The sequence below is a fragment of the Geovibrio ferrireducens genome, from assembly GCF_026226615.1.
GTDB lineage: Bacteria > Chrysiogenota > Deferribacteres > Deferribacterales > Geovibrionaceae > Geovibrio > Geovibrio ferrireducens.
On the sequence record NZ_JAJAPB010000008.1, the window covers coordinates 39474 to 60368 of the forward strand.

General features: G+C 48.8%; 19 protein-coding genes. 3 read left to right on the forward strand and 16 right to left on the reverse strand.

From position 1 onward, the window contains the following. Positions 1–19 precede the first annotated feature (19 nt). From OSQ85_RS09580 to OSQ85_RS09600, 5 genes are all read right to left on the reverse strand, one after another. Positions 20–1255 carry a (Fe-S)-binding protein gene (locus tag OSQ85_RS09580; protein ID WP_265822713.1) on the reverse strand — a complete coding sequence of 412 codons (1236 nt, stop codon included), beginning with the start codon at positions 1253–1255 and terminating at the stop codon, positions 20–22. After that, positions 1256–2629 carry an FAD-binding oxidoreductase gene (locus OSQ85_RS09585; RefSeq protein ID WP_265822714.1) on the reverse strand — a complete coding sequence of 458 codons (1374 nt, stop codon included), beginning with the start codon at positions 2627–2629 and terminating at the stop codon, positions 1256–1258. Between the two features lie 13 nt (positions 2630–2642). After that, entirely contained in the window at positions 2643–3968 is a 1326-nt protein-coding gene (locus tag OSQ85_RS09590; RefSeq protein ID WP_265822716.1) for a TRAP transporter large permease, read from the reverse strand. Then, positions 3965–4465: a TRAP transporter small permease subunit gene (locus OSQ85_RS09595; protein WP_265822717.1), complete on the reverse strand. Its 501-nt coding sequence runs from the start codon at positions 4463–4465 to the stop codon at positions 3965–3967. The genes OSQ85_RS09590 and OSQ85_RS09595 overlap by 4 nt, the downstream gene beginning before the upstream one ends. Positions 4466–4603: 138 nt before the next feature. Continuing rightward, positions 4604–5740, reverse strand: a complete 1137-nt coding sequence (locus tag OSQ85_RS09600; protein ID WP_265822718.1) for a TRAP transporter substrate-binding protein — start codon at positions 5738–5740, stop codon at positions 4604–4606. A gap of 287 nt (positions 5741–6027) precedes the next feature. Between OSQ85_RS09600 and OSQ85_RS09605 the strand changes: the two genes are divergently transcribed. The 3 genes from OSQ85_RS09605 to OSQ85_RS09615 all read left to right on the forward strand — a co-directional run bounded on the left by OSQ85_RS09605 (position 6028) and on the right by OSQ85_RS09615 (position 10190). Then, the gene (locus tag OSQ85_RS09605; protein WP_265822719.1) at positions 6028–6507 is read left to right on the forward strand and encodes a LutC/YkgG family protein; all 480 of its coding nucleotides are present in this window, start codon (positions 6028–6030) and stop codon (positions 6505–6507) included. A gap of 6 nt (positions 6508–6513) precedes the next feature. Continuing rightward, a complete protein-coding gene (gene ldhH / locus OSQ85_RS09610) occupies positions 6514–8622 on the forward strand; it encodes an L-lactate dehydrogenase (quinone) large subunit LdhH (RefSeq protein ID WP_265822721.1) in 2109 nt (702 codons plus the stop codon). Between the two features lie 224 nt (positions 8623–8846). Beyond that, complete coding sequence (locus tag OSQ85_RS09615) at positions 8847–10190, forward strand: alanine/glycine:cation symporter family protein (RefSeq protein WP_265822723.1); 1344 nt, start codon at positions 8847–8849, stop codon at positions 10188–10190. A gap of 170 nt (positions 10191–10360) precedes the next feature. Here OSQ85_RS09615 and OSQ85_RS09620 read toward each other — a convergent pair whose 3' ends face one another. From OSQ85_RS09620 to OSQ85_RS09670, 11 genes are all read right to left on the reverse strand, one after another. Then, entirely contained in the window at positions 10361–11713 is a 1353-nt protein-coding gene (locus OSQ85_RS09620; protein WP_265822725.1) for a radical SAM protein, read from the reverse strand. A gap of 80 nt (positions 11714–11793) precedes the next feature. Next, the gene (locus OSQ85_RS09625; protein WP_265822726.1) at positions 11794–11940 is read right to left on the reverse strand and encodes a Com family DNA-binding transcriptional regulator; all 147 of its coding nucleotides are present in this window, start codon (positions 11938–11940) and stop codon (positions 11794–11796) included. Between the two features lie 133 nt (positions 11941–12073). Further along, entirely contained in the window at positions 12074–12835 is a 762-nt protein-coding gene (locus OSQ85_RS09630; protein ID WP_265822727.1) for an ABC transporter permease, read from the reverse strand. Further along, entirely contained in the window at positions 12819–13664 is an 846-nt protein-coding gene (locus OSQ85_RS09635) for an ABC transporter ATP-binding protein (RefSeq protein WP_265822729.1), read from the reverse strand. The genes OSQ85_RS09630 and OSQ85_RS09635 overlap by 17 nt, the downstream gene beginning before the upstream one ends. After that, positions 13661–14458 carry an ABC transporter ATP-binding protein gene (locus OSQ85_RS09640; protein WP_265822731.1) on the reverse strand — a complete coding sequence of 266 codons (798 nt, stop codon included), beginning with the start codon at positions 14456–14458 and terminating at the stop codon, positions 13661–13663. The genes OSQ85_RS09635 and OSQ85_RS09640 overlap by 4 nt, the downstream gene beginning before the upstream one ends. Further along, positions 14455–15462, reverse strand: a complete 1008-nt coding sequence (locus OSQ85_RS09645; protein ID WP_265822732.1) for a FecCD family ABC transporter permease — start codon at positions 15460–15462, stop codon at positions 14455–14457. The genes OSQ85_RS09640 and OSQ85_RS09645 overlap by 4 nt, the downstream gene beginning before the upstream one ends. Continuing rightward, positions 15459–16373 carry an ABC transporter substrate-binding protein gene (locus tag OSQ85_RS09650; RefSeq protein WP_265822734.1) on the reverse strand — a complete coding sequence of 305 codons (915 nt, stop codon included), beginning with the start codon at positions 16371–16373 and terminating at the stop codon, positions 15459–15461. Before OSQ85_RS09650 ends, OSQ85_RS09645 begins: the two co-directional genes overlap by 4 nt. Beyond that, on the reverse strand, positions 16370–16867 hold the full coding sequence (gene hutX, locus OSQ85_RS09655) for a heme utilization cystosolic carrier protein HutX (RefSeq protein WP_265822735.1): 498 nt from the start codon (positions 16865–16867) through the stop codon (positions 16370–16372). The genes OSQ85_RS09650 and hutX overlap by 4 nt, the downstream gene beginning before the upstream one ends. A 9-nt stretch (positions 16868–16876) precedes the next feature. Further along, on the reverse strand, positions 16877–18274 hold the full coding sequence (gene hutW / locus OSQ85_RS09660) for a heme anaerobic degradation radical SAM methyltransferase ChuW/HutW (protein ID WP_265822736.1): 1398 nt from the start codon (positions 18272–18274) through the stop codon (positions 16877–16879). 5 nt (positions 18275–18279) lie between these two features. Beyond that, positions 18280–18828, reverse strand: a complete 549-nt coding sequence (locus OSQ85_RS09665; RefSeq protein WP_265822737.1) for a flavodoxin domain-containing protein — start codon at positions 18826–18828, stop codon at positions 18280–18282. Positions 18829–18836: 8 nt separating this feature from the next. After that, complete coding sequence (locus OSQ85_RS09670) at positions 18837–20870, reverse strand: TonB-dependent receptor plug domain-containing protein (protein ID WP_265822739.1); 2034 nt, start codon at positions 20868–20870, stop codon at positions 18837–18839. Positions 20871–20895: the final 25 nt, after the last annotated feature.

Sequence of the window (20895 nt, forward strand, 5' to 3'; positions counted from 1 at the left end):
ATATTTTTTGCGTGGAACACTATTTTATTTCTTTTATAAAATTATAAAGTTCCGTCACAGGATGAGTGACTTCCGCATCAAGCCCCTCTCTCGCGGCAGCATCAGCAAGCTGCATGGCGCAGCCCGGACAAGGGATGTATACCTTGTCTGTTTTTTTGTCCTTCATTTCCTCAATTTTTGAACGTGAGAAACCTTTTGAGCGCTCATAGTATTTTATGCTGAAAGTACCGGCAAAACCGCAGCAGCTTTGGTTATCAAGCTTCATGTACTCAGTGTTTGTGCTGCTGCGCACAAAGTTTTCCACCAGACCTTTTTTGCTGTCCTGATAGTGACAGGGAAAATGGATTGTGCTTCTGCCTTCTGCCCCGGTTTGCAGCCTCACGCTGAGGATCTCCTCAAGGAAAACCAGTATATCAACCACGGTCAGCGGGCACTCGGCTCCTGTCTGCTTGGGACCCATCTCATACAAGCCGTATCTGCATGTGGGGCAGCTTGTGATTATATAAGCAGCGTCTTTATACACTGCCAGAGCATCGTAGTTGGCTTTAACAGCGTTTCTGTACATTTCAAGCTCGCCCATGGAGGCGGCAGGTATTCCGCAGCAGATGTTTGTTTCCGGCACATAAACAGATACGCCGAAGTGCCTGAGCACCTCCACCACAGCGGTTCCCCACTCGGTGTATATGAGGTTTACCGCACATCCGGGGTAAAATACAACACGCATAATTTCATTGTCGGCTCTGTTAAGCCCGCCGTATTTTTTTACGAAGGCCTCACTTTTTATCTCGACAACGTTTCTTCCGCCCAGACCCGGAATCATGGGTCTGTAAATTCCGTCCTTAATCTTTTTGCTGCCGAACTTAAGTCCCATGTGCATAAGCGGAGCCATTCTCGCCATAAGTTCCGGCTTTTCCATAGCAGTTTTAAGTATAAGTTTCTGCCATTTGGGCAGTTTTTTTATCCTGCGCAGCACTTCCCTTCCGCGCAGGAAGATCTCATCGGTTTTTACGCCGCTGGGACACGCCTTAAGACACCTAGTGCAGAGAAGACACTGATCCAAATGTTTCAGTATTCTGCCTGCATTCTCTATGCGTCCTTCATATACAGACTGAAGCAGCGATATTTTACCGCGCGCAACCGATGATTCCCTTCCGTCAGTGCGGTAAAGCGGGCAGTCCGACTGGCACGTGCCGCACTTCATGCACTGGAGCATCATTTCCTCAAGCTCATGGAGCTCTTTTAACAGCTCATCCATCTACAGCCCCATTTTGTGAGGATTAAGAAGATTTTTCGGATCAAGGCCGTCTTTCAGCTTTTTCATAAAGCGGATTGTTCCGGCCCCGACCTCACTTTCAAGATACTTTGCCTTTGCCGAACCTATTCCGTGCTCGCCGCTAATTGTTCCTTCCAGCTTAAGGGCTGAGGCGAATATTTCGTCAATGGCTTTCTCCACCCTTACCATCTCATCCTTGTTCCTTTTATCGGTGAGGATTGTGGGGTGGAGGTTGCCGTCTCCGGCGTGACCGAAGGTTCCCACCGTAAGATCATACTTAACGGTGATGTCTTTGATGCACTGCATCATCTCCGGTATACGGCTTCTGGGGACAGTGGCATCCTCAAGGATCAGCGTGGGTTTAAGACGCGCAAGGCTGCTGAGAGCCTTTCTGCGCGCCTCCCAGAGTTTGTCTCTCTCTTCCAGAGTTTCAGCGATGTGCACTTTTCCGCCAAGTTTGTTACAGATCTCTTTGATCTTGGCGTATTCGTCCTCTACCGCTGCGGGGTGGCCGTCCACCTCTATGAGAAGAAGTCCGTCAGCATCGGTGGGCAATCCGATTCTGGTTCCTTCCTCAACAGTCTTAATTGTAAACCTGTCCATAAGCTCCAGAGTCGCAGGAGTTATCTTCGCCCCGATTATTTCCGACACTGTCACGCTGGCCTTCATAAGGTCATCATAAATAACAAGCATCGAACGCGAAGCCTGCGGCTGAGGCACAAGCTTAAGTGTATGTTCCGTCATAACGCCGAGCAGACCTTCGGATGAAATCATCAGTCCGCTGAGATTAAAGCCGGTCACCATTTTAACGGTTTTACCACCGGCTATCACGGCGTTTCCTTCAATATCAAAAAACTTAGTACCCATAACGTAGTCGCCGGTAACACCGTACTTGAGAGCGCGGAGCCCTCCGGCATTTTCGGCGACATTTCCGCCTATGGTGGACATTTTCATGCTTCCCGGATCGGGCGGATAAAGAAGCCCTTTCGCACTGACAGCCATAGCCAGATCAGCAGTAATCACGCCGGACTGAACCACTGCGTACATATCCTCTGTGTTTATTTCCAGAATCTTATTAAGCCCTGACATCAGCAGCACACAGCCGCCCTTTATGGGCAGCGTTCCCCCGCTGAGGTTTGTTCCTGCTCCTCTCGTAACGAGAGGAATATTCTCTTCGCAGCATAGTCTGACTATTCTGCCCACCTGTTCGGCAGTTTCGGGTTTAACAACAATTTCGGGTACGCACATTTCGCCGAAGGAGGCATCATATGCGTAGCACATGAGATCCTCCTCTTCTGTCCAGACATTTTTACCCGCTATTTCGGCGAACTTAGCTATCAGGTTCTTGGAAAGCATTTTGTCCTCACTCTTATTTAAACACTGCGTTAGGCAGCCATGTGATAATGTCGGGGAATACCACGCACAGTATCAGCGCTATAAGCTGGAGCAGCACGAAAGGCAATATCCCTTTGTATATATGGCTGAGTTCCATTCCTTCCGGTGCAACCCCTTTGAGATAGAAAAGTGCGTAGCCGAAGGGGGGCGTAAGGAACGACATCTGGAGGTTTACGCAGACAAGTATCGCAAACCACAGCGGGTCAAAACCAAGCTGGTTTACAGCTATGGGAGTGAATATCGGCACGCAGAGAAGAAGAATTCCCAGCCAGTCCACAAACATTCCAAGAAGGAAGATGATGAACATCATAACCGCAAGTATCACATACCTGTTGTCACTCACTGCAAAGAGGATATTGGTGAACACCTCTCCGCCGCCCAGGCCCATGAAAATGGATGTATAAAAGTTTGCGCCGACAAAGATAAGCATAACCATGCAGGTTATTTTCAATGTGGCGTAGGAGGCATCCTTAAAGAGTTTTATATTCACCCTGCGGTTGAAAAACGCAAGAATAAGTGCGCCCACACAGCCGAGACCCGCCGCCTCAGTAGGTGTTGCGATACCTGCGGAAATACTTCCGAGTACAGCAAGTATGAGGAACAGAGGAGGGAAAAGAGACTTGCACATCATGACAAATTTCTGTCCCATAGTATGAGTTCTCTCAGCTTTGGGGATAGGAGGACCTGCGTTTGGTTTTACCTGACAATATATAAAGGCGTATACAAGATACAGAAACGCAAGGAAAAGACCGGGAACAACAGCGGCCATGAAAAGCTTGCCGACGCTCATTCCTATCAGACCGCCGTACACAACAAGCATTATCGACGGCGGAATAAGTATTCCCAGTGTTCCGCCCGCAGTGATAACCCCCGCAGTGAGCGAAAGATCGTACCCCTTCTTAACCATTGAGGGTGCGGCAAGGAGACCCATTGCAACAACCGAGGCTCCCACTATTCCCGTTGTGGCGGCAAACACTGTGCACACAACTATAGTAGCAAGCGCCAGCCCGCCTTTGATCGAACCCATGACAACATACATTGTTTCATATAGTTCGTCCGCCACTCCGGATTTGTCCAGAAACTGCGCCATCAATATAAAAAGCGGAATAGCCACAAGAACATAGTTGGTCATCAGCCCGTAGCTTTTATTAGCAAGGATAAAGAATGCCGTGGGGCCGTAACCGAGTATTCCGAAAACGATACCCAGCCCGCCGAGTGTTATTCCGAGGGGGTGACCAAGGAACACAGCAACGAGGAGGATAACAAACATCGCTACAGATAAAAATTCAGGGTTCATCATACTCTGACTCCTCTGATCTGCTGAATCGCCTTAAGAAACTCTGCTACCCCCTGAAGGAGCAGAAAGCCGAAACTGACGGGCAGAAATGTTTTGAAGTGATACACAGGAGCGCCCCATGGGGACTGAACGCGTTCAAGCCCCTGCCATGACTGCATGGCAAATACGCTTGAAGCCTTAATAGCTATTATCAAAAAAGGGAAGAAGAGCACGAGGTAGCTCACCGCAGCTATCCACCCTTGAACCTTCGGGTTAAGTTTTGCTGTTATAATATCTATACCTACATGCATTTTATGCTTCAGCGTGTAGCCGAAGCCCATGAGGAACATCACTCCGTAAAGCATGTTGCTCAGGTCGAATGCCCACACTGTGGGTTTTCCGAACAGTTTCCTGCTTATAACTTCGTAGACGACAACCACAAGCAGCAAATAAATGGAAAAAGAAAATGCCTTTCCCACCCACTCTGTTACTGATTCTATCAGTTTGATTAACTTTTCCATAAATGCTCCGAAAAATGACTGCAACAATACTGTGCGGATTTTAACCGCCTGTTCCATATACGTAAGATGCTTACAGTCCGACCTAAAATAAAACAGCACAGGGCGGGCAGAGCCGCCCCATGCCGTCAGATTGATATATTATTCGTAGTGTTTGCCCGCAAGATACTGATCTTTCGGGAAAGCAGCAACTCCGCCTCTGAGGTCTTTCCACACAGAGTATTCCTCTATGAAGCTGTTCTGAGAGCCGAGTATTTTATCAAGCAGAGGGTTTTTCGCCCTGATCTGCGTGAGGTAAGCGTCAGTGGTTTTCCTGAGTTCGTTAAGAGAAGCAGGGTCAAGCTTGTTGAACTTCACGCCTTCAGCCTGATATTTCAGGATAGCCTCAGCATTTTTCTTTTCGCTTCTTGCTATGTCCCACATCTGTGTTTCATAGGAAGCTATAACAAGAGCCTGCTGAAGGTAAGGGGGAAGAGCATCATATGCCTTCTTGTTTACAGTGAACATGTTCTGTACGCCTGTCTGGTGCCAGCCGGGAAGCATTACGTTTTTAGCAATTTCCTGGAAGCCCATGGGGTAAGTGATGAAAGGAGTTGAGAACTCTGCTGAGTCAAGAACGCCTCTTTCAAACGCGAGGTAGATTTCGCCGCCGGGAAGCGGAGTAACGGAAACACCCATTTCTTTAAGGATGTCTGCCGCCCAGCCCACTGTTCTGATTTTCATGCCGGAAAGCTGTTTAACATCAGTAACGGGGTTTTTGGTGAAGAAGCCCATCTCCTGACCGGAGTTACCGCCCATGAGAGGTTTAAGACCGAAGTTGCCGTACAGCTCATCAGCAAGGGCTATACCGCCGCCTTCCATAAGCCATATGGAGTATTCGATGTTATTAAGACCGAAAGGAACAGAAGCGAAAGCAACGAAACCTTCATCTTTGCCTTTCCAATAGCCGGGCCAGTCGTGACCCATTTCCACAACGCCGTTTCTCACAGCGTCAAACACCTCGAAAGCGGGCACAAGCGCGCCATCGGGGAAAACTTTGATTTTGAGCTGGCCGTTGGTGATTTTTTCAACGGTTTCAGCAAAGTGTACAGCCGTATCGTGCCAGGGAATACCTGTCGACCATGTTGTAGCCATTTTCCATTCATAGGTTTTGGCTGCCGCTGCTGCTTCCGGAGCGGCTGTTGTTTCAGCTTTTTTGTCCTGACCGCAGCCAACTACGGCGAAGATCATTGCTGTGAACATCACACATGAAATTAAAAGTTTGACCAGTTTTTTCATACTTCCTCCTGACTGAGAGAACACTAACCAGTAAGTGGTAAATTTTTCAAACCACTTACAAGGAGTATACCATAGGAACGTCATTGTCAATCTTTTTTATCGCATATTTCATAAACATGTTATAATCAAATCAGACCTTTGAAACCCTTTATTAAAGCCATTATTCATAGGTTTAAACATGAGGTTAATTTTTTAGATAATGCTAAATAATGCCCATAAAAAACTGTTGACTTAGATTTCATGGAAATATACGCTATTGGTAAGACCACTAAAAAGGTGACACTGAAATGAACGTACTGACAGAAACCTTTATTAAATATTCCGAAAGTGTAAGCAATAAAAACCTGCTCCTCTCTTTCGAAGAGTTTTCAGAGGCACTCTGCAAACATAATTTTGACTATGTAAGCCTGAAAACGGACGCACTCCCCGAAAAAATTATCACTGCCGGAAATGAAGGCATAGGTGATGCCCTTGTTGAGGCTGATTTTGCCATTGCAGAAACCGGAAGCGTGGTAATTGAAAGCACTGATGAGAGACTGAGGAAGGCAACCTGTCTGGCGGAAAGGCTTCATGTGACCGTACCTGCGTCCAGAATAGTTCCCATGCTGGAGGACGTGGCTGATTTCCTTGAGGAAAAGTCATCTGACCCGGCATCCTTCACCGCTTTTATCACAGGCGCAAGCCGCACGGCAGATATAGAAAGAGTGCTCACCATCGGCGTGCACGGCCCATGCGAAATGACAGTATATATAATAACGGACAGGTAGGCAGACATGAGCGGAAAAAACGGAATAAAACGCAGCCTGAACGACAAAATCCTCTACACCAACCTTAAAAACTTCGCCTCAGCATATAAAGCATCAAAGGCAAACGCTTATGCAGGGCTCGACTTCCCTGCTATGGCAAAAGAGATGAACTCCCTGAAAGCCCTCACCAGGGAAAGAGCGGAAAACCTCTTTGAGGAGTTCAAAGCAAACGCGGAAAAAAGCGGGGCAACCGTTTACAGAGCGGCAGACAGCCTTGATGCCTGTCGCTACATAGAAAAAATATGCCGTGAAAAGGGCGCAGGCTCCGTGGTCAAATCAAAATCCATGACCAGTGAGGAGATCAAGCTCAACGCTTATCTTGAGAAAAACGGCATAAAACCTGTGGAAACAGACCTCGGCGAATGGATTCTCCAGCTTGCCGGGGAACACCCTTCCCACATGGTTATGCCCGCCATACATAAAAGCCGCGGTCAGGTGGCAGATTTGTTCAACGCCCTCCTCAGCGCAGGGCTTGACAGGGAAAACATAGCAGCTATGGTGAAAACCGCCCGTCACGCTCTGAGAAACTCCTACTTTGAGGCGGGAGCGGGGCTCACCGGAGCTAATGTTGCAGTGGCATCCACCGGAACCATAGGACTGGTGACTAACGAAGGCAACGCAAGGCTTTCCGCCACTGTTCCCCCTGTTCACTTTGTGCTTCTCGGCTATGAAAAGCTTGTGCCGGATTTCAGAACAGCGCTGAAAGTAATAAGAATGCTCCCGAAAAGCGCAACCGGACAGCGAATCAGCACATACACCACATGGATAAAAGGTCAGGTTCCCAGCGAAGCTTCCTCAACGGGTCATAAAGAGGTTCACTATATTTTCCTCGACAACGGAAGGCTCGCCTTCCTTGACCATCCTCTGTTCGCGGAAGCGCTGAAATGCATGCGCTGCGGAAGCTGCGCCAATGTCTGTCCCGCCTATGAAATGGTGGGCGGTCACGTTTTCGGCCATGTTTATCTGGGTGCAATCGGCCTCATAATGACGGCTATGTTCCACGGTGAGGAAAAAGCCCGCGACATCCTTAAGATGTGCATCGGCTGCCGCGCCTGTTCAACAAACTGCCCGTCAGGGATTGACCTCCAGAAGATAATAGCCGAGCTCAATGTGAATATGGGCAGTAAATTCGGCCTGAATCCGCTTAAAAAATTCCTTTACAGCAACATATTAAGCAGCGGTAAACGCTTCCGCGTGATAATGAAGGCGGGCTCCATCCTCGCAGCTCCGCTGACAGCGGGCGGCAGAATAAAGAAAATCCCCTTTGCGGGAAGAGAGATAAACTTCCGTGAGCTTCCCTCAATCAAGCAGAAAACATTTACAGATATTAACGGGCAGAGGGTAAACCCCTCCGCAGCAAAAGGAAGAGTATTCTTCTACCCCGGATGCGCTGTGGAATACTTCTACCCGCAGATGGGAACAGCACTGGTAAGCTTCCTTGAAAAACAGGGGTATCAGGTTGATACTCCTGACAAAGCCACCTGCTGCGGCCTCCCCGCAATCCACGGTGGGGACGGGGAAGGCGGACGCAAGACCATCTCTGCCTGTCTCGCACAGATGAAAAACCCGGATGACTATAAGGCGTATCTAGTTCTCTGCCCAAGCTGCGGTTTTGCAGTGAAAGAGGACTTCAAACACTACACTGAAGATAAGCCGGAGGATTTCAAAAAAGCCGGACTGATCTCAGACAAGGTTAAGTCCCTTGCAATGTTCATCAAAGAAGAAGGTCTGACCAATATCCCGTTTAATAAAGGGGCAAAAGTCACCTACCATACACCCTGCCACCAGAAACGTGGGCTTGGTTCCTCAGCAGAGGAGCTTCTCACCTCGCTTCTGGGTGAAAATTTCATCCCCATGACAGACAGCGACGTATGCTGCGGCTTCGGCGGCTCATGGTCGGTGGAATATCCGGGCATATCAGCGGGAATACTCGATAAAAAAACAGAAAATATAGATAAAACAGGCGCGGACACAGTTCTTACCGACTGCCCCGGATGCGTTATCCAGATCGCGGGCGGACTGGGCAAAAAAGGGAAGAATATAAATGTTATGCACCTGTCGGAGTTTCTGAAATAGGCTTTCTACCCCTCTCCTAACTTATCCTGTGTCCCCGCTTGATCTTCAGCGGGAAAAAGCGGGGACGCAGAACACCTTAAACCGCCGTTACATTAATCCGCCCTTAACTGCACTGAAACCGATGCGGACTCCGCAGCACTCAGGCTCATAACGTAAAACAAATGTTTGAAAATAATGAAATTACATAGTATTATCTCCACTTACAACTTTATTGGGGGTAAACAGTGGAGCAATTTCAAAACCTTCTTAATGCGGTAGGCAATATAGTTTGGGGCCCGCCGCTTCTGGTCTTACTCGTGGGCACGGGAATCTGGCTCACAATCAATCTCAGGTTCCTTCAGTTCACAAAACTTTTTCACTCACTCTGGCTCGCTCTCATTAAAAAGAGAGAGAAAGACGACCATCCCGGAGACATCACACACTTTCAGGCGCTTATGACTGCTCTTTCCGCCACGGTGGGAACGGGTAACATAGCGGGTGTTGCAACAGCAATAGCCATAGGCGGCCCCGGTGCGATGTTCTGGATGTGGATGACCGGCCTTGTGGGCATGGCAACCAAATACGCGGAAGCCGTACTCGCAGTTAAGTACCGTGTTCAGAAAGCCGACGGCTCAATGAGCGGCGGACCTATGTACTATATCTCAAACGGTCTGGGCTGGAAAAAACTCGGTATTCTTTTCGCAGTCTTTGCTGTGGTGGCTTCATTCGGTATCGGCAACATGGTTCAGTCAAACTCGGTTGCTGACGCTATGAGAAGCACCTTCGGCATACCTGCGCATTATACCGGCATCACGCTGATGTTCATCACGGCGCTGGTTGTTCTCGGCGGGATTAAAAGCATAGGCAAAGTTACAAGCGTACTTGTACCTATCATGATTGTTTTCTATGTATTAAGCTCAATCGCTATCCTTGTTATGTACGCAGGTCACATTCCCGGTGCTTTTGCTCTCATATTTGAGAAAGCCTTCTCCCCCACAGCCGCCACGGGCGGTTTCGCAGGAGCAGGTGTTATGCTCGCCATCAGGATGGGTGTCGCAAGAGGCGTTTTCTCCAACGAATCAGGCCTCGGAAGCTCACCCATAGCCGCTGCTGCTGCGCAGACGAAACACCCCGTTACTCAGGCTCTTGTCTCCATGACGCAGACCTTCATCGACACTATTATAGTTTGTACGATGACTGGCCTTGTCCTCATAGTAACAGACACATGGGCAAGCGGCAGAAACGGCGCTGACCTCACCACATTCGCTTTCTCCACCGGTTTTTCCGGCGGTGCGGTAGTTGTGGCGGTAAGCCTTGCACTTTTCGCTTACTCAACCATCCTCGGCTGGTGCTACTACGGCGAAAGATCAATGGAGTATCTCTTCGGGCTTAAGTCCATACCTGTTTACAGATACGTATTCATCGTATTTGTCGGTGTGGGCGCAATCTCAAAGCTTGATATTGTTTGGCTGCTTTCAGATGTTTTCAACGGACTGATGGCAGTGCCCAACCTTATAGGTCTTCTGGGACTTACCCCTGTGGTGGTCAAGGAAACCAAAGACTACTTCGCTAAACTCGGCAACGAATAACAAAAATCAGACAGGCGTGCTCAGACTGGGCACGCCTTTTTTAAGATTGCTTCACTTCATTCACAATGACAGTAAGTTACGTCACTGCGAGGAGCAACAGTGACGCGGCAGTCTCACTTTTTTCCCAGACAGCAAGCTTGAGACAGACTCAACCCGGTACGTCTTTTCTTTTATATATACTCCTGCAAGCCTTCTTTTACCTCTTCATAGGCGGCAAGCCTGACGGGCATCACTCCGGTTCCGGCGAAGCATGCGGCCTCATCAGCCTCAAGGACAATGTCATCACCAGTGCGGTAACGCTCCACGGTTATCTTCTTGCTCTTTGTCACCTTCACTTCGGTAAACGGGTTATGGTAGCTCACGGAGCCGAGCTGGCGCGCTGCTGAGTAACGCACTGTCATTTGCAGGCCGGATAAATCAAGCCCTGCAAGGAGTGAGGGGTGTATAAAAAGCTCACTGCCGTTCAGCGTGAACTGTCTGCTGTCCGCCAGCGATGCGGCAATTCCCTCTGCCCTCTCCCCTTTGAGGCTGACAGTCCTTATATGCCCGCTTCCGGTGAGTGTTTCATAATCCTTCATGATGAATTCGGCGTTGCGCCTGCGGGCGCCCACTGCCTGAAAACGGTTTTTATAAACGAATGAGCAGTAATTGACGGGCAGATTAATGTTATTCTCTTTGCCGTATTTGATAAGCTCCAGCGCAGTCAGTTCAGACTCCAGAACAGTTACCCTTTCGCCGTGTATGTACGTATAATTTTTCTTAATGAGCTTTTCAAAGTTGTATGGGGTAAGCCTAAGCTGATGCAGGTTAAGGTGCTTCACACCGCATTCCGCAAGCTCAGGCATAAGCTTCTGCAAAAGCTCCTTTTCCTCCGGGACAGCGGGAATCTCGACTGTGACCGTGGGGATAATTCCACAGGCACGTTTCAGATTGTCCAGTTTGTAGGATGTGGCTCCGATGTCAAAGCGGATCTCATCAAGTCCTGCATCTCTCAATTGAGCCAGTATCTCCGAATCAGCCAGTGTGCCGTTGGTGTACATCCAAAGGTATATATTGCTCCCGAAGGCTTTTTTTATGGTGCGTATGAAGGCCAGAGTGAGCTTAGGCGTGAGCAGAGGCTCGCCCCCGCTGATGCTTGCGCCCTTGAAGCCGAACTTTTTGAGATAGGCGGCGTATTCCTCCGGTGCGGGAAAGGTAACTGTGTTAGTGGCGGGAACGCCCTTCTCATCCTGGGATGCCGGGCAGTAAAAACAGGCGCAGTTGCATTTGTTATTGATAAACAGGCATGACCACTCACCGCTTCCGCAGAGGCGGCAGCCGGGGGAAAGGTTTTCAGAGTCCGCCTTTGTTCCGGCATAGTCCCACTTGATTTTATCTTTCAGGCTCTCAAGAAGCTCTTCTCTTTTTAAAACGGCCGATACGGCCTCATCAGGTGTGAGAAAACGGAGGGAATCATACCGCTCCCCGTATTCTTTTTTTGCTGAATCTACAAAGCTGTTTAAATAATTGGCATCCACGCCCATCTGCCCTCCCCTGAGGAAACACGGGGATAATAGCTTATACGGCGGAAGAAATATACAGGAATTTTTGACCTTTACTGAACCTATCTCTTAAATGTGACAATGTTTTTGCAGCGTGGGCATTTGATCTGGACAAGGTTGACATCCCCTTTCATCAGAAGTTTGCTGCAGTTCGGGCATCTGTATTCCTTTTCATTGTCCGCAGGTTTTACAGTCTGTTCTTCCTTCATCAAATTTAACCCCTCCCAAAGCTGATTTCTGAAAAGCATACGAGTTTATTAGCAGTATCAATTAAAGTTTTAAACTTCTAACTCGCTTGCGGCGTGTTGTCAATCATTTTCGGATAAACTTCCGCAAATTAGTTCACTCGGAATAGCGGTTAAGCATCAGCACACCGCACAGAAAAGCGGCGACAGTAAGAACAATCAGGGTTATCAGAGACATAATGACAGAGGAGTCCATGTTTACGGCACGTATAATAATATTCGTATGAGTGAGCGGAAATATATAGACCAGCTTATTAAGCAGGGAAGGCAGATTATCGACAGGGTAGAACGTGCCTGAAAAGAAGTTCATGGGCATGATAAAGAAATTCATTATCATTGCATTTGCTTCCATATCCTTGAGATACAGGCCTATCATAACCCCCAAGGAAGAGAAAAAAAGCAGATTGAAAAATATGGCAACTACGGAGTAAAAGCCGAACGGGAAAACATCAAACAGCAGAAACCCCGCAGACATAACCACAACGGAAGCCATAACCCCTCGCAGAATGCCCGACATCACAAGCCCGGTCATAACAGAAAGCGCTGAAACCGGGGATGTTATGATATTCTGAAAACTTTTAGTGTACAGTCTGCCGAAGCTGACCGAGGTCATTACCAGATTGTATGAGTTCATCATTGATGTCATGCAGACTATCCCCTGCACAAGGAAATACTCATACCGCACCCCGTCAAAACTTATGCGTGAACCGAACCCGAACCCGAATGCCGTAAGAAATATAAGCGGCGATACAAGGGAGTAAACAACGAAGCCGAACTTTTTAAGCTTATTTTTAAGGAGAAGCATTTCCCGAAGAAAAACAGCCCATGTTCCGTAAGCAAAGTCATACACCGTGTTCATTAATTCCCCCTTCGCTCACCACAACATCCTCAAGACGGGCATCCCTCACTGTGTAGCCCGCTGTTCCGTTTTCTCTTACGGCGGCATCAAGCTCATCTCTGCTGCGGACAATGCGGAAAATGCGGCAGCCGTCTGACCCGCTGGTTTCAAGAACATACCTGCCTGTCTCGCTTATCAGTTCCTCCGGTGTACCCATGCGCTTTATCTTTCCTGCGGACATAATCGCCACCCTGTCGCACAGGTTTTCCGCTTCTTCCGTGTAGTGAGTGGTGAGGAGGATGGATTTGCCCCTGCTTTTTATCTGGGCTATCAGGTTCCATATTTCCCTGCGGATAGACGGATCAAGCCCAAGCGTGGGTTCGTCCAGAAGAATAAGCTCCGGATCAGCCAGCATCACCCTTGCTATTATCACCCTTCTTTTCTGTCCGCCGGAGAGCTTGTCCACCGGCTCATTCTTTTTGGAAATTATGCCGAAATGCTCCATAACATCCGTAATTGCGCTTCGGGAACAGGGAACCCTGCGCAGAGCGGCATAAACACGCAGATTATCATAAACGGTGAGTTCACCCTCCAGATTGTTTTCCTGCGGCACAACAGCAACAGACTGACGCACTCCGCGCCTGTCTCCCATTACATCACACCCGTTTACCTCAATGGAGCCCGAATCTGGTCTGGTCAGTGTGGAAATCATTTTGATAACGGTTGTCTTACCAGCTCCGTTGGGTCCGAGAAGGCCGAAGATCTCGCCTTTCCTGATGTGAAAGCTCACTCCGTCAACAGCCTTTACGTTCTTATAAGATTTATGAAGGTTTTCTATTTTAAGAATCAATGTCTTACTCCGAGGGGGACGGCCACTGTCTTTTCTATTCCTTCCTCATTTATTCTGATAATTTTTGAGCGGATATTGAAAACACGGCTTATATTCTCCGCACACAATACATCTTCCGGTGCTCCGTCCGCAACTGTTATGCCGTCCTTAAGGGCAGTTATTCTGTGGCTGAACGCAGCGGCGAGATTCAGATCATGCAGAACCATGATTACTGTCAGCCCATGCTCATCATTAAGCCTGCTTAAAAGCTCCAGAACCTCAAACTGGTGGTGAATATCCAGATAGGTTGTAGGTTCATCCAGAAGTAGAATCTCCGGTTTCTGAGCAAGGGACATGGCTATCCAAGCCCTCTGCCTTTCCCCGCCGGAAAGCTGACCTATGCGTTTAAAGCGCTTGTCAGCAAGCCCTGTGGCCTCTATAGCCCAGTTTACCGCATCCCTGTCCTCATCCGTGTAGCGGTTCATAAAACCGTGATGCGGTGTGCGCCCGAACGCCACAAGACAGTGAACAGGCAGATCCATAGGCGCTGAAGGCGACTGCGGCAGTATGCCTATCTTTTTTGCTATGCTCCTGTCATCCATCTCAGAAATAGCTTTCCCATCAAGGAGAACCTGACCTGAAAAGGGTTTCAGCAGCCTGCCCGCCGTTTTCAGCAGAGTGGATTTACCCGACCCGTTGGGGCCGATGACAGTTGTTATCCGCCCCTTTTCAAAACATAGGGACACGCCCCTGAGAACCTCTTTTTTTGCATATCCGGCACGCAGTTCGTTTACACTCAGGCATCCGGTCATCATTTTATGCCTCTTGTGAGAAGATAAAGGAAGAACGGCGCACCCAGAAATGCCATCAGTATGCCCACAGGCAGTTCGTATGGAGAAAAGAGTGTTCTTGCAGCCGTGTCCGCAAATATTACGGTCACTGCGCCGAAAAGAGCGCTGAACGGAATGAGAAACCTGTTGTCTGAGCCGATTATAAGTCTTGTTATATGAGGAATAATCAGCCCCACAAACCCCAGAAGACCGACTGCCGAAACTGCTGATGCGGCAAGGAGAGCGGCCAGAATGGTAAGCATAAATTTTGCTCTCTCCACATTAAGCCCCAGACCGCGGGCTATGTCATCGCCAAGAGCGAGAATATTAAGATATTTTGCCCCGAATACAGCACCGAAAAGCCCCACCGCGGAATAAGGGAGAACCATGTAGAAATGGTTCCAGCTTTTTCCGTTCAGCGCTCCTGCCATCCAGTTTACCGTGCCCTGAACCCTGTCGCTGAAAAGCACTGTCAGGGCGGACATAAAAGCTCCGAGAAATGCTGAAAGCGCAACACCCGCTAGCACAAGGCGCAGTGTGTGCGCTCCGCCGTCATAAGCAATAAAATAGATTATAAGAGCGGCGCCCACCGCCCCCAGAAAAGCCGCAGGAGGAACCACAGCCGACTGGGACGGAAACAGAATCATAACCGTCATGGCGGCGAGCCCCGCTCCGGCGGAAATTCCTATTATGCCGGGATCAGCCAGCGGGTTTTTGAGTATTGACTGGAGTATGGCTCCGGAAAGAGCAAGGTTTATCCCAACAAGTCCGCCTACCAGAATGCGCGGCAGACGGATGTTCATTATCACCTGATATATGCCCTGATTCGCATCTGCGGAGGTGAATACCGCAAAAAAGTCTCCGGGGCTGATGCCCACAGAGCCTTTTGCGATACTGAGAATAAGCCCGCAAAGAAGGAGCCCAGCACCGAGAAAGGCGGTGAGAAAGCGTTTTCTGGTTTCGGGATCGGTTACAGCATCATATTTCATTTATATTTTTCCGGGTAAATCAATGCGGAAAGCTCAAGCACGGCCTCGCCCAGACGCACAGTGGGGTTTATTCCGTAGGTATCAAACGGGAGGCTGATCACTTTGCGGTTTTTGACAGCGCGCAGGGCGCTCCATGCCGGGTGCTTAGTGAGCTGACTGTCCTCTGAGGGCATTCCCATATTGGCGTGGGATATGATGAAGATCATATCGGGGTCGGCCATTGTCACATATTCCAGACTGACCGGAACAAACCCGCTGTACATGCCTGTACCGCCTTTCATATCCTTCCCGGCTATGTTTATGCCGCCTGCGAGCTCAGCTATCTCCCCTATGAAACTGGCGGGAAGCGCCATGCTGAAACTCTCCGGGGTTCCGTATACCATGAGTACCTTTTTCGATGGCTTACCGACGGTTTTTGCCGCTTTATCAATTTCCGAGCCTATTGACGCAACCTTTTTAAGAGCAGTGTCAGGTTTGCCCGTTATCTGTCCGAATACCGCCATTTTCTCAGTGAGATCCTTCCTGTCCTGCACTCCGAAAACCGCCAGAGGTATTCCTGCCTGTTTCAGGGAGCCTTTGAGGGAGATGTGGAACGGGAAATTCATCCCTATCACCAGATCAGGCTTCATCGCTACAATACGCTCAATGTCAGGGCTCTGAACCTTCCCGACCGAGGGGAGGCCTTTGATATACTCTTTGAGGTATGCAGGCATTGTACCGCTTTCCCCGTATGCTGCTGGTTTTCCACCGGCAGCGATGAAAAGCTCAAGGTTTGAACTGTTCAGCACCACGACCTTCTCCGGTGTTTTGTCAAAAGTGTAGCTGTCGCCGGCATCATCTTTGAAGGTGAAGGCAAATGCGGATGACGCAAGCAGGCAGAGTGCTGTAATGGTCAAGAGAATACGCTTCATGCCATGCACCTCTTTTTAAGTTTTATAAAATCCGCCTTCTGGCATTCGAGAACTTTTCCGCATGCATCGCGGCCGAGGTACACCTTGAAGGAGCATTTGCCGTTTTTATCAAAAAACTGAACAGAGTGGCTCTCCTTACCCATGAAAGGCCTGCTGACAAAAAATATACTCTCTATCTCCTCAAAGGAGATATGTCCGCCTAGGGGGCTTTCATCCGAATGCAGATTAAAAAAACCTCTGGCATACTGCCCCACAGGGACGGAGGTTTTCATCTCAATAATTGCCGAGTCATTGGTTACAATAACAGTAACCGCTCCCCAACCCGCAATTTCTTTCATTGCGGAGTCAAAAAAGCTGCCGCTGACTTCGGTTATGCCGTCATCATCTATATTGCGCAGAATCTCTCTCTCGGATACGCCAAGCTCACGCGCGGCGAAAAGTGTGGGAACATTTTGATTTTTGGAAAGATAATCTGTGATTTTTTCCGTCTGCATATAATCCTCCTAGCCCTGAGCGGCTATTTTGTCCACAGAGGGCTCGTAAACCCCTTTGCTGTGCATTATTTCCAGAATATCAAGCAGTGCCTGAGTCATATTCACGTACCAGAACTGCCCCGCTGGAAGCAGTTTCATTGTTTTATCACCCACAGATGCAAGCCCGCGCTTCTCCCAGGAATCGGTGAGGGGTTTGAAAATTGATTTCAGTTCCAGCCCGAACAGCCTCTCTGCCGAGTCAAAACGGAGGATTCCCGTATCCATCTGACCGTTAATAAATTCATAAAGTCCGCTCATAAGGTTTTTCTCTGAAAGCCCCATTACAGGCTTAACCCCTTTTGCTCTCATCATATTGTAAGGAGTCACGGCAGGGTGTATGAAGTAACCGTAATTTTCCGTTCTTCCGCCTGCTCCCGCACCGAAAGCGTGAAGGATGCAGCCTGATTTTGTGAAACGGTTGTAGATGCTTCTGTCCAGCGTTCCGTTTACCCAGTGGGACATAGAAAGCTGCGAATAGCCCATGTCAGTGAGCATTTCATATGCGGCAGTGTGGTATTCGTACTGTCTGGCGGTTTCGGGCACAGCTTCGGTTTTTCCGCTTTTTATCCCCTCATCCATCTTCCCGCCCTCGAAGACATTAAGCTGGTAAAGCGCCATACCGTCGATGCCGAGGCAGTCGGCTGTCTGAATATCATTCAGGAATGTTTCCACAGGCTGGTGGGGCAGACCGAAGATAAAATCGAGGGAAACGCATGCCTCTTTCAGTTCAGTGAGCTTATGAACCATCTCCATAACCTTTTCGCCGGAATCAACCCTGCCTATAGCACGTCTCGCCTTGGTATCAAAAGACTGAACACCCAGAGAAAAACGGTTAACTCCGTTCTCAATGCAGGCTTTTATCTTATCATCACCGAACTGGTAAGTTCTCGTCTCAAAGGTTATTTCACAGTCGTTAGAAAGAGGCAGACTTTCGCCCACCGCTTTCAGCAGGCTCTCTATCTGCCTCGCAGAAAGTGTTCCCGGTGTTCCGCCGCCGATGTACACTGCTCTTACCTTTCCATGGGAATACAAAGGTGAATCCTTTGCGCTTCTTATCTCCCCCGTGAGGGATTCGGTGTAGTCATCAATAAGCGCCGCATCTGACAGGTTCTTGAAGAAGCCGCAGTAGGTGCACTTGGTCTGGCAGAAGGGAATATTGATATAAACACATGCATCCTTAAAGGAAGGTCTGCGCCCGGTTTCTGTCTGCCATACGGACATGGTTTTATCTGCGTCCACGCCTCTGCCTCTTATTCCGGCGTGAACAGTGCGTTTTTTGTCATAAGCCTTCGCAGGCTCGGCGGTGTTTTCATTGCCGAATATCAGCCTGCGTTTGTCATCGTCTATGTATCTGAGCCAGCTTTGCATATTTATTACCTTTTCATAAGCCGCTTGGCGAGGTTCTCGGCAAATGCCCATACCTCCGCCTTGTTCATAAGACTGCGCGGCTTCTTTCTCTCAGCAATCTCAAGGTCGCTGAAACCTGCCATACGGTAGAAATAATCCATGCCCTTCCTGTCCGCTTCGGTCATTTTTGCATAGACCATCTCTCCGTGAAGCATTTCACCGTAGATGCATGACTGCGTCAGCGCCGCATACTTCTCGAAAATCTGCACACCGCCCATGGTTTTGCCCCTGACCAGCATGCTCTCGGTCTTCATGGCGACACCGAAAAATGCCGTCTTAACCTCGGTGAGTTCATCCTTACGCTGTTCGATGAAGCTCTCCATCTCCGGCAGGAAACCGTTTGCGTAAATACCCGATCCCATCAGGACGAGATCATAGCCGGAAAAAGAGGAGGGAGCCTCGCGGGCTTCTCCCTTTTTTGTCTCCCATCCCTCATACATAAGCCTTTCGGCTATCCAGTCCGCAATCACCGCCGTTGTTCCGTAGCGGCTTGCGTACATGATCAACACTTTCATGCCCGGCCTTAGAAATCTGCGGAAACTTTGAGAATGAAATGTCTCCCCGGTTCGGGAATCGGCGACATAGCAAGCTCATAGTCCTGATTATTGATGTTAAGTGCTTCCACTCCCAGCATTATCCTTCTTCCGTCCCTGTAGGTGTACGAGCCTGTGAGAGCAAGGTTAAGCGTGGTGTAGGATTCGGTGGTATCTATCTCGCCGCTGCCTGAGGTGGACTCGGATTCGGCTTTGGATGCGTAGCGGCCGTAAATATCAGTATTCAGCGTGAATTTCTTTCCGAATTTCGCATCATGACGCAGACCGAACCTTGAAGTAAGCTCCGGAGAACCGACCTTATATGTACTGAATGTTTCAAGCTCATATTTGCGCCTCATGTAAGCACCGTTAACATAAGGGGTGAAATCGCCCAGAAATACCTGTGCAGTGAGTTCCGCTCCTGTGGTTTTCGCCTTTTCAACATTGGTGAACATGCGGGCGGTGGAAGAACCGTAAGGTATTGTTACTGTTGTTATATAATCTTCTGATCTCGTATGGAACACGGCAAGGTCTATATCTGCCGCTTTGTTGGCAAATCTTGCACCTATCTCAAAGTTGTCCGAGGTTTCAGGATCAAGATCCGGGTTTGAGAATGTTGGTGTGCTGCTGCCATGTGTTGTGCCCATATAAAGCTGCTGAAGGTTAGGAGTTCTGTAACCGCTGGAATACAGCGCGCGCAGAGCTGTGTCTTTTACCCCGGTATAAACCAGAGAAAGACTGCCGACTATATTATCATCGTCAGTGTCCTTATCGGGGATGCTTGCGTTGTTTGTTTTCTCAATTTCGTTATCCACCTTGGTGTAGCGGAGTCCGGCACTGAGGATGAAATCACCCAGAATCTGCTCATCCTGCACGAACGCCGATATTGTGGTCTGTTTCGCGTCGGTATCCGTCAGGGTCGCAACAGGAGCGCCAAAGGTCTGTATATTGTCCTTGGCATTCAGTTCATCCGTATTGTATTCAAAACCCGCTATGAGAAGATTACTCTCTGAAAGCGAAAAATCGAACTGACCAAGAAAACCGGTGGTATCCAGAGTGTTTTTAGTAAGCCCTCTGTAATACATCGGCATGGTAATCGGCCCCATACTTACAACCATGTCCATGTTGTTTATGAATTTTTTGTAGGTTTCCTGTGTGAACACATCAAGTCTTGCTTTGTTAAGGAAACCGCCCGGATTGCGGTATTCAAACCATCCGGCGTATTTTTCCCTGTTCCACTCAGGAAGCTGCATGAACATATCCGTAAACGGCGGTTCTATCTCGCCGACATAAACATCACTCTCTGATTCGTACTTGGTATACTGAACGCCTGTATCAAACCTTTTGTTTTTGTACCCTGCAAGAAGGCTCATATTGGTGTTTTCATATTCCGTGCCGTCAAGCTCATCACCGTGGGAATCTTCGCGCTTACCGAAATCATTCTGCGAAACTTCCGCTCTGTAGTAGAAGTTTTTCACTCCGCCGTAAAGTGAAGCTGCCGCATTGAACGAATCGCTGTTTGTGTTGTATGTGTAGCTCAGCATGCCCTGCACGGGTCTGTCGCCGCCCTTTTTGGTGATTATATTGATTGCGCCGCCTATGGCCTCCGAACCGTAAAGCACAGAGCCGGGCCCTTTGATTATCTCTATCCTTTCGATGCTGTTGACATCAATTAAGAGAGGCGTTCCGTCCATGGACTTCTGCTCTGTAATCTTCATTCCGTCCACCATGATCAGTGTTCTGGAACTGCTTTCTCCTCTGAGGCTCAGCCTCTGGACTCCTGCTGCTCCGGTACTTGTCATCTGAACGGAGGGGATGTCCCTTAAAAGCTCTGCAAGGCTTGTCGCGCCGGACTTGCGTATATCCTCTTCGGTGATTACGTTTACCGTGTAAGGAACTTCTTTCATCTCTTTTTCGACCCTAGTCGCCGTTACTTTTATCTTCTCCGTCTCTATCTCCGCAGCGGAAGCAGAAATCAGTGAAAATGCAAGCAAAGGAAGCACTAAAAACAGTTTTCTGTACATAGATTCTCCTTAACCTTATGAGTTT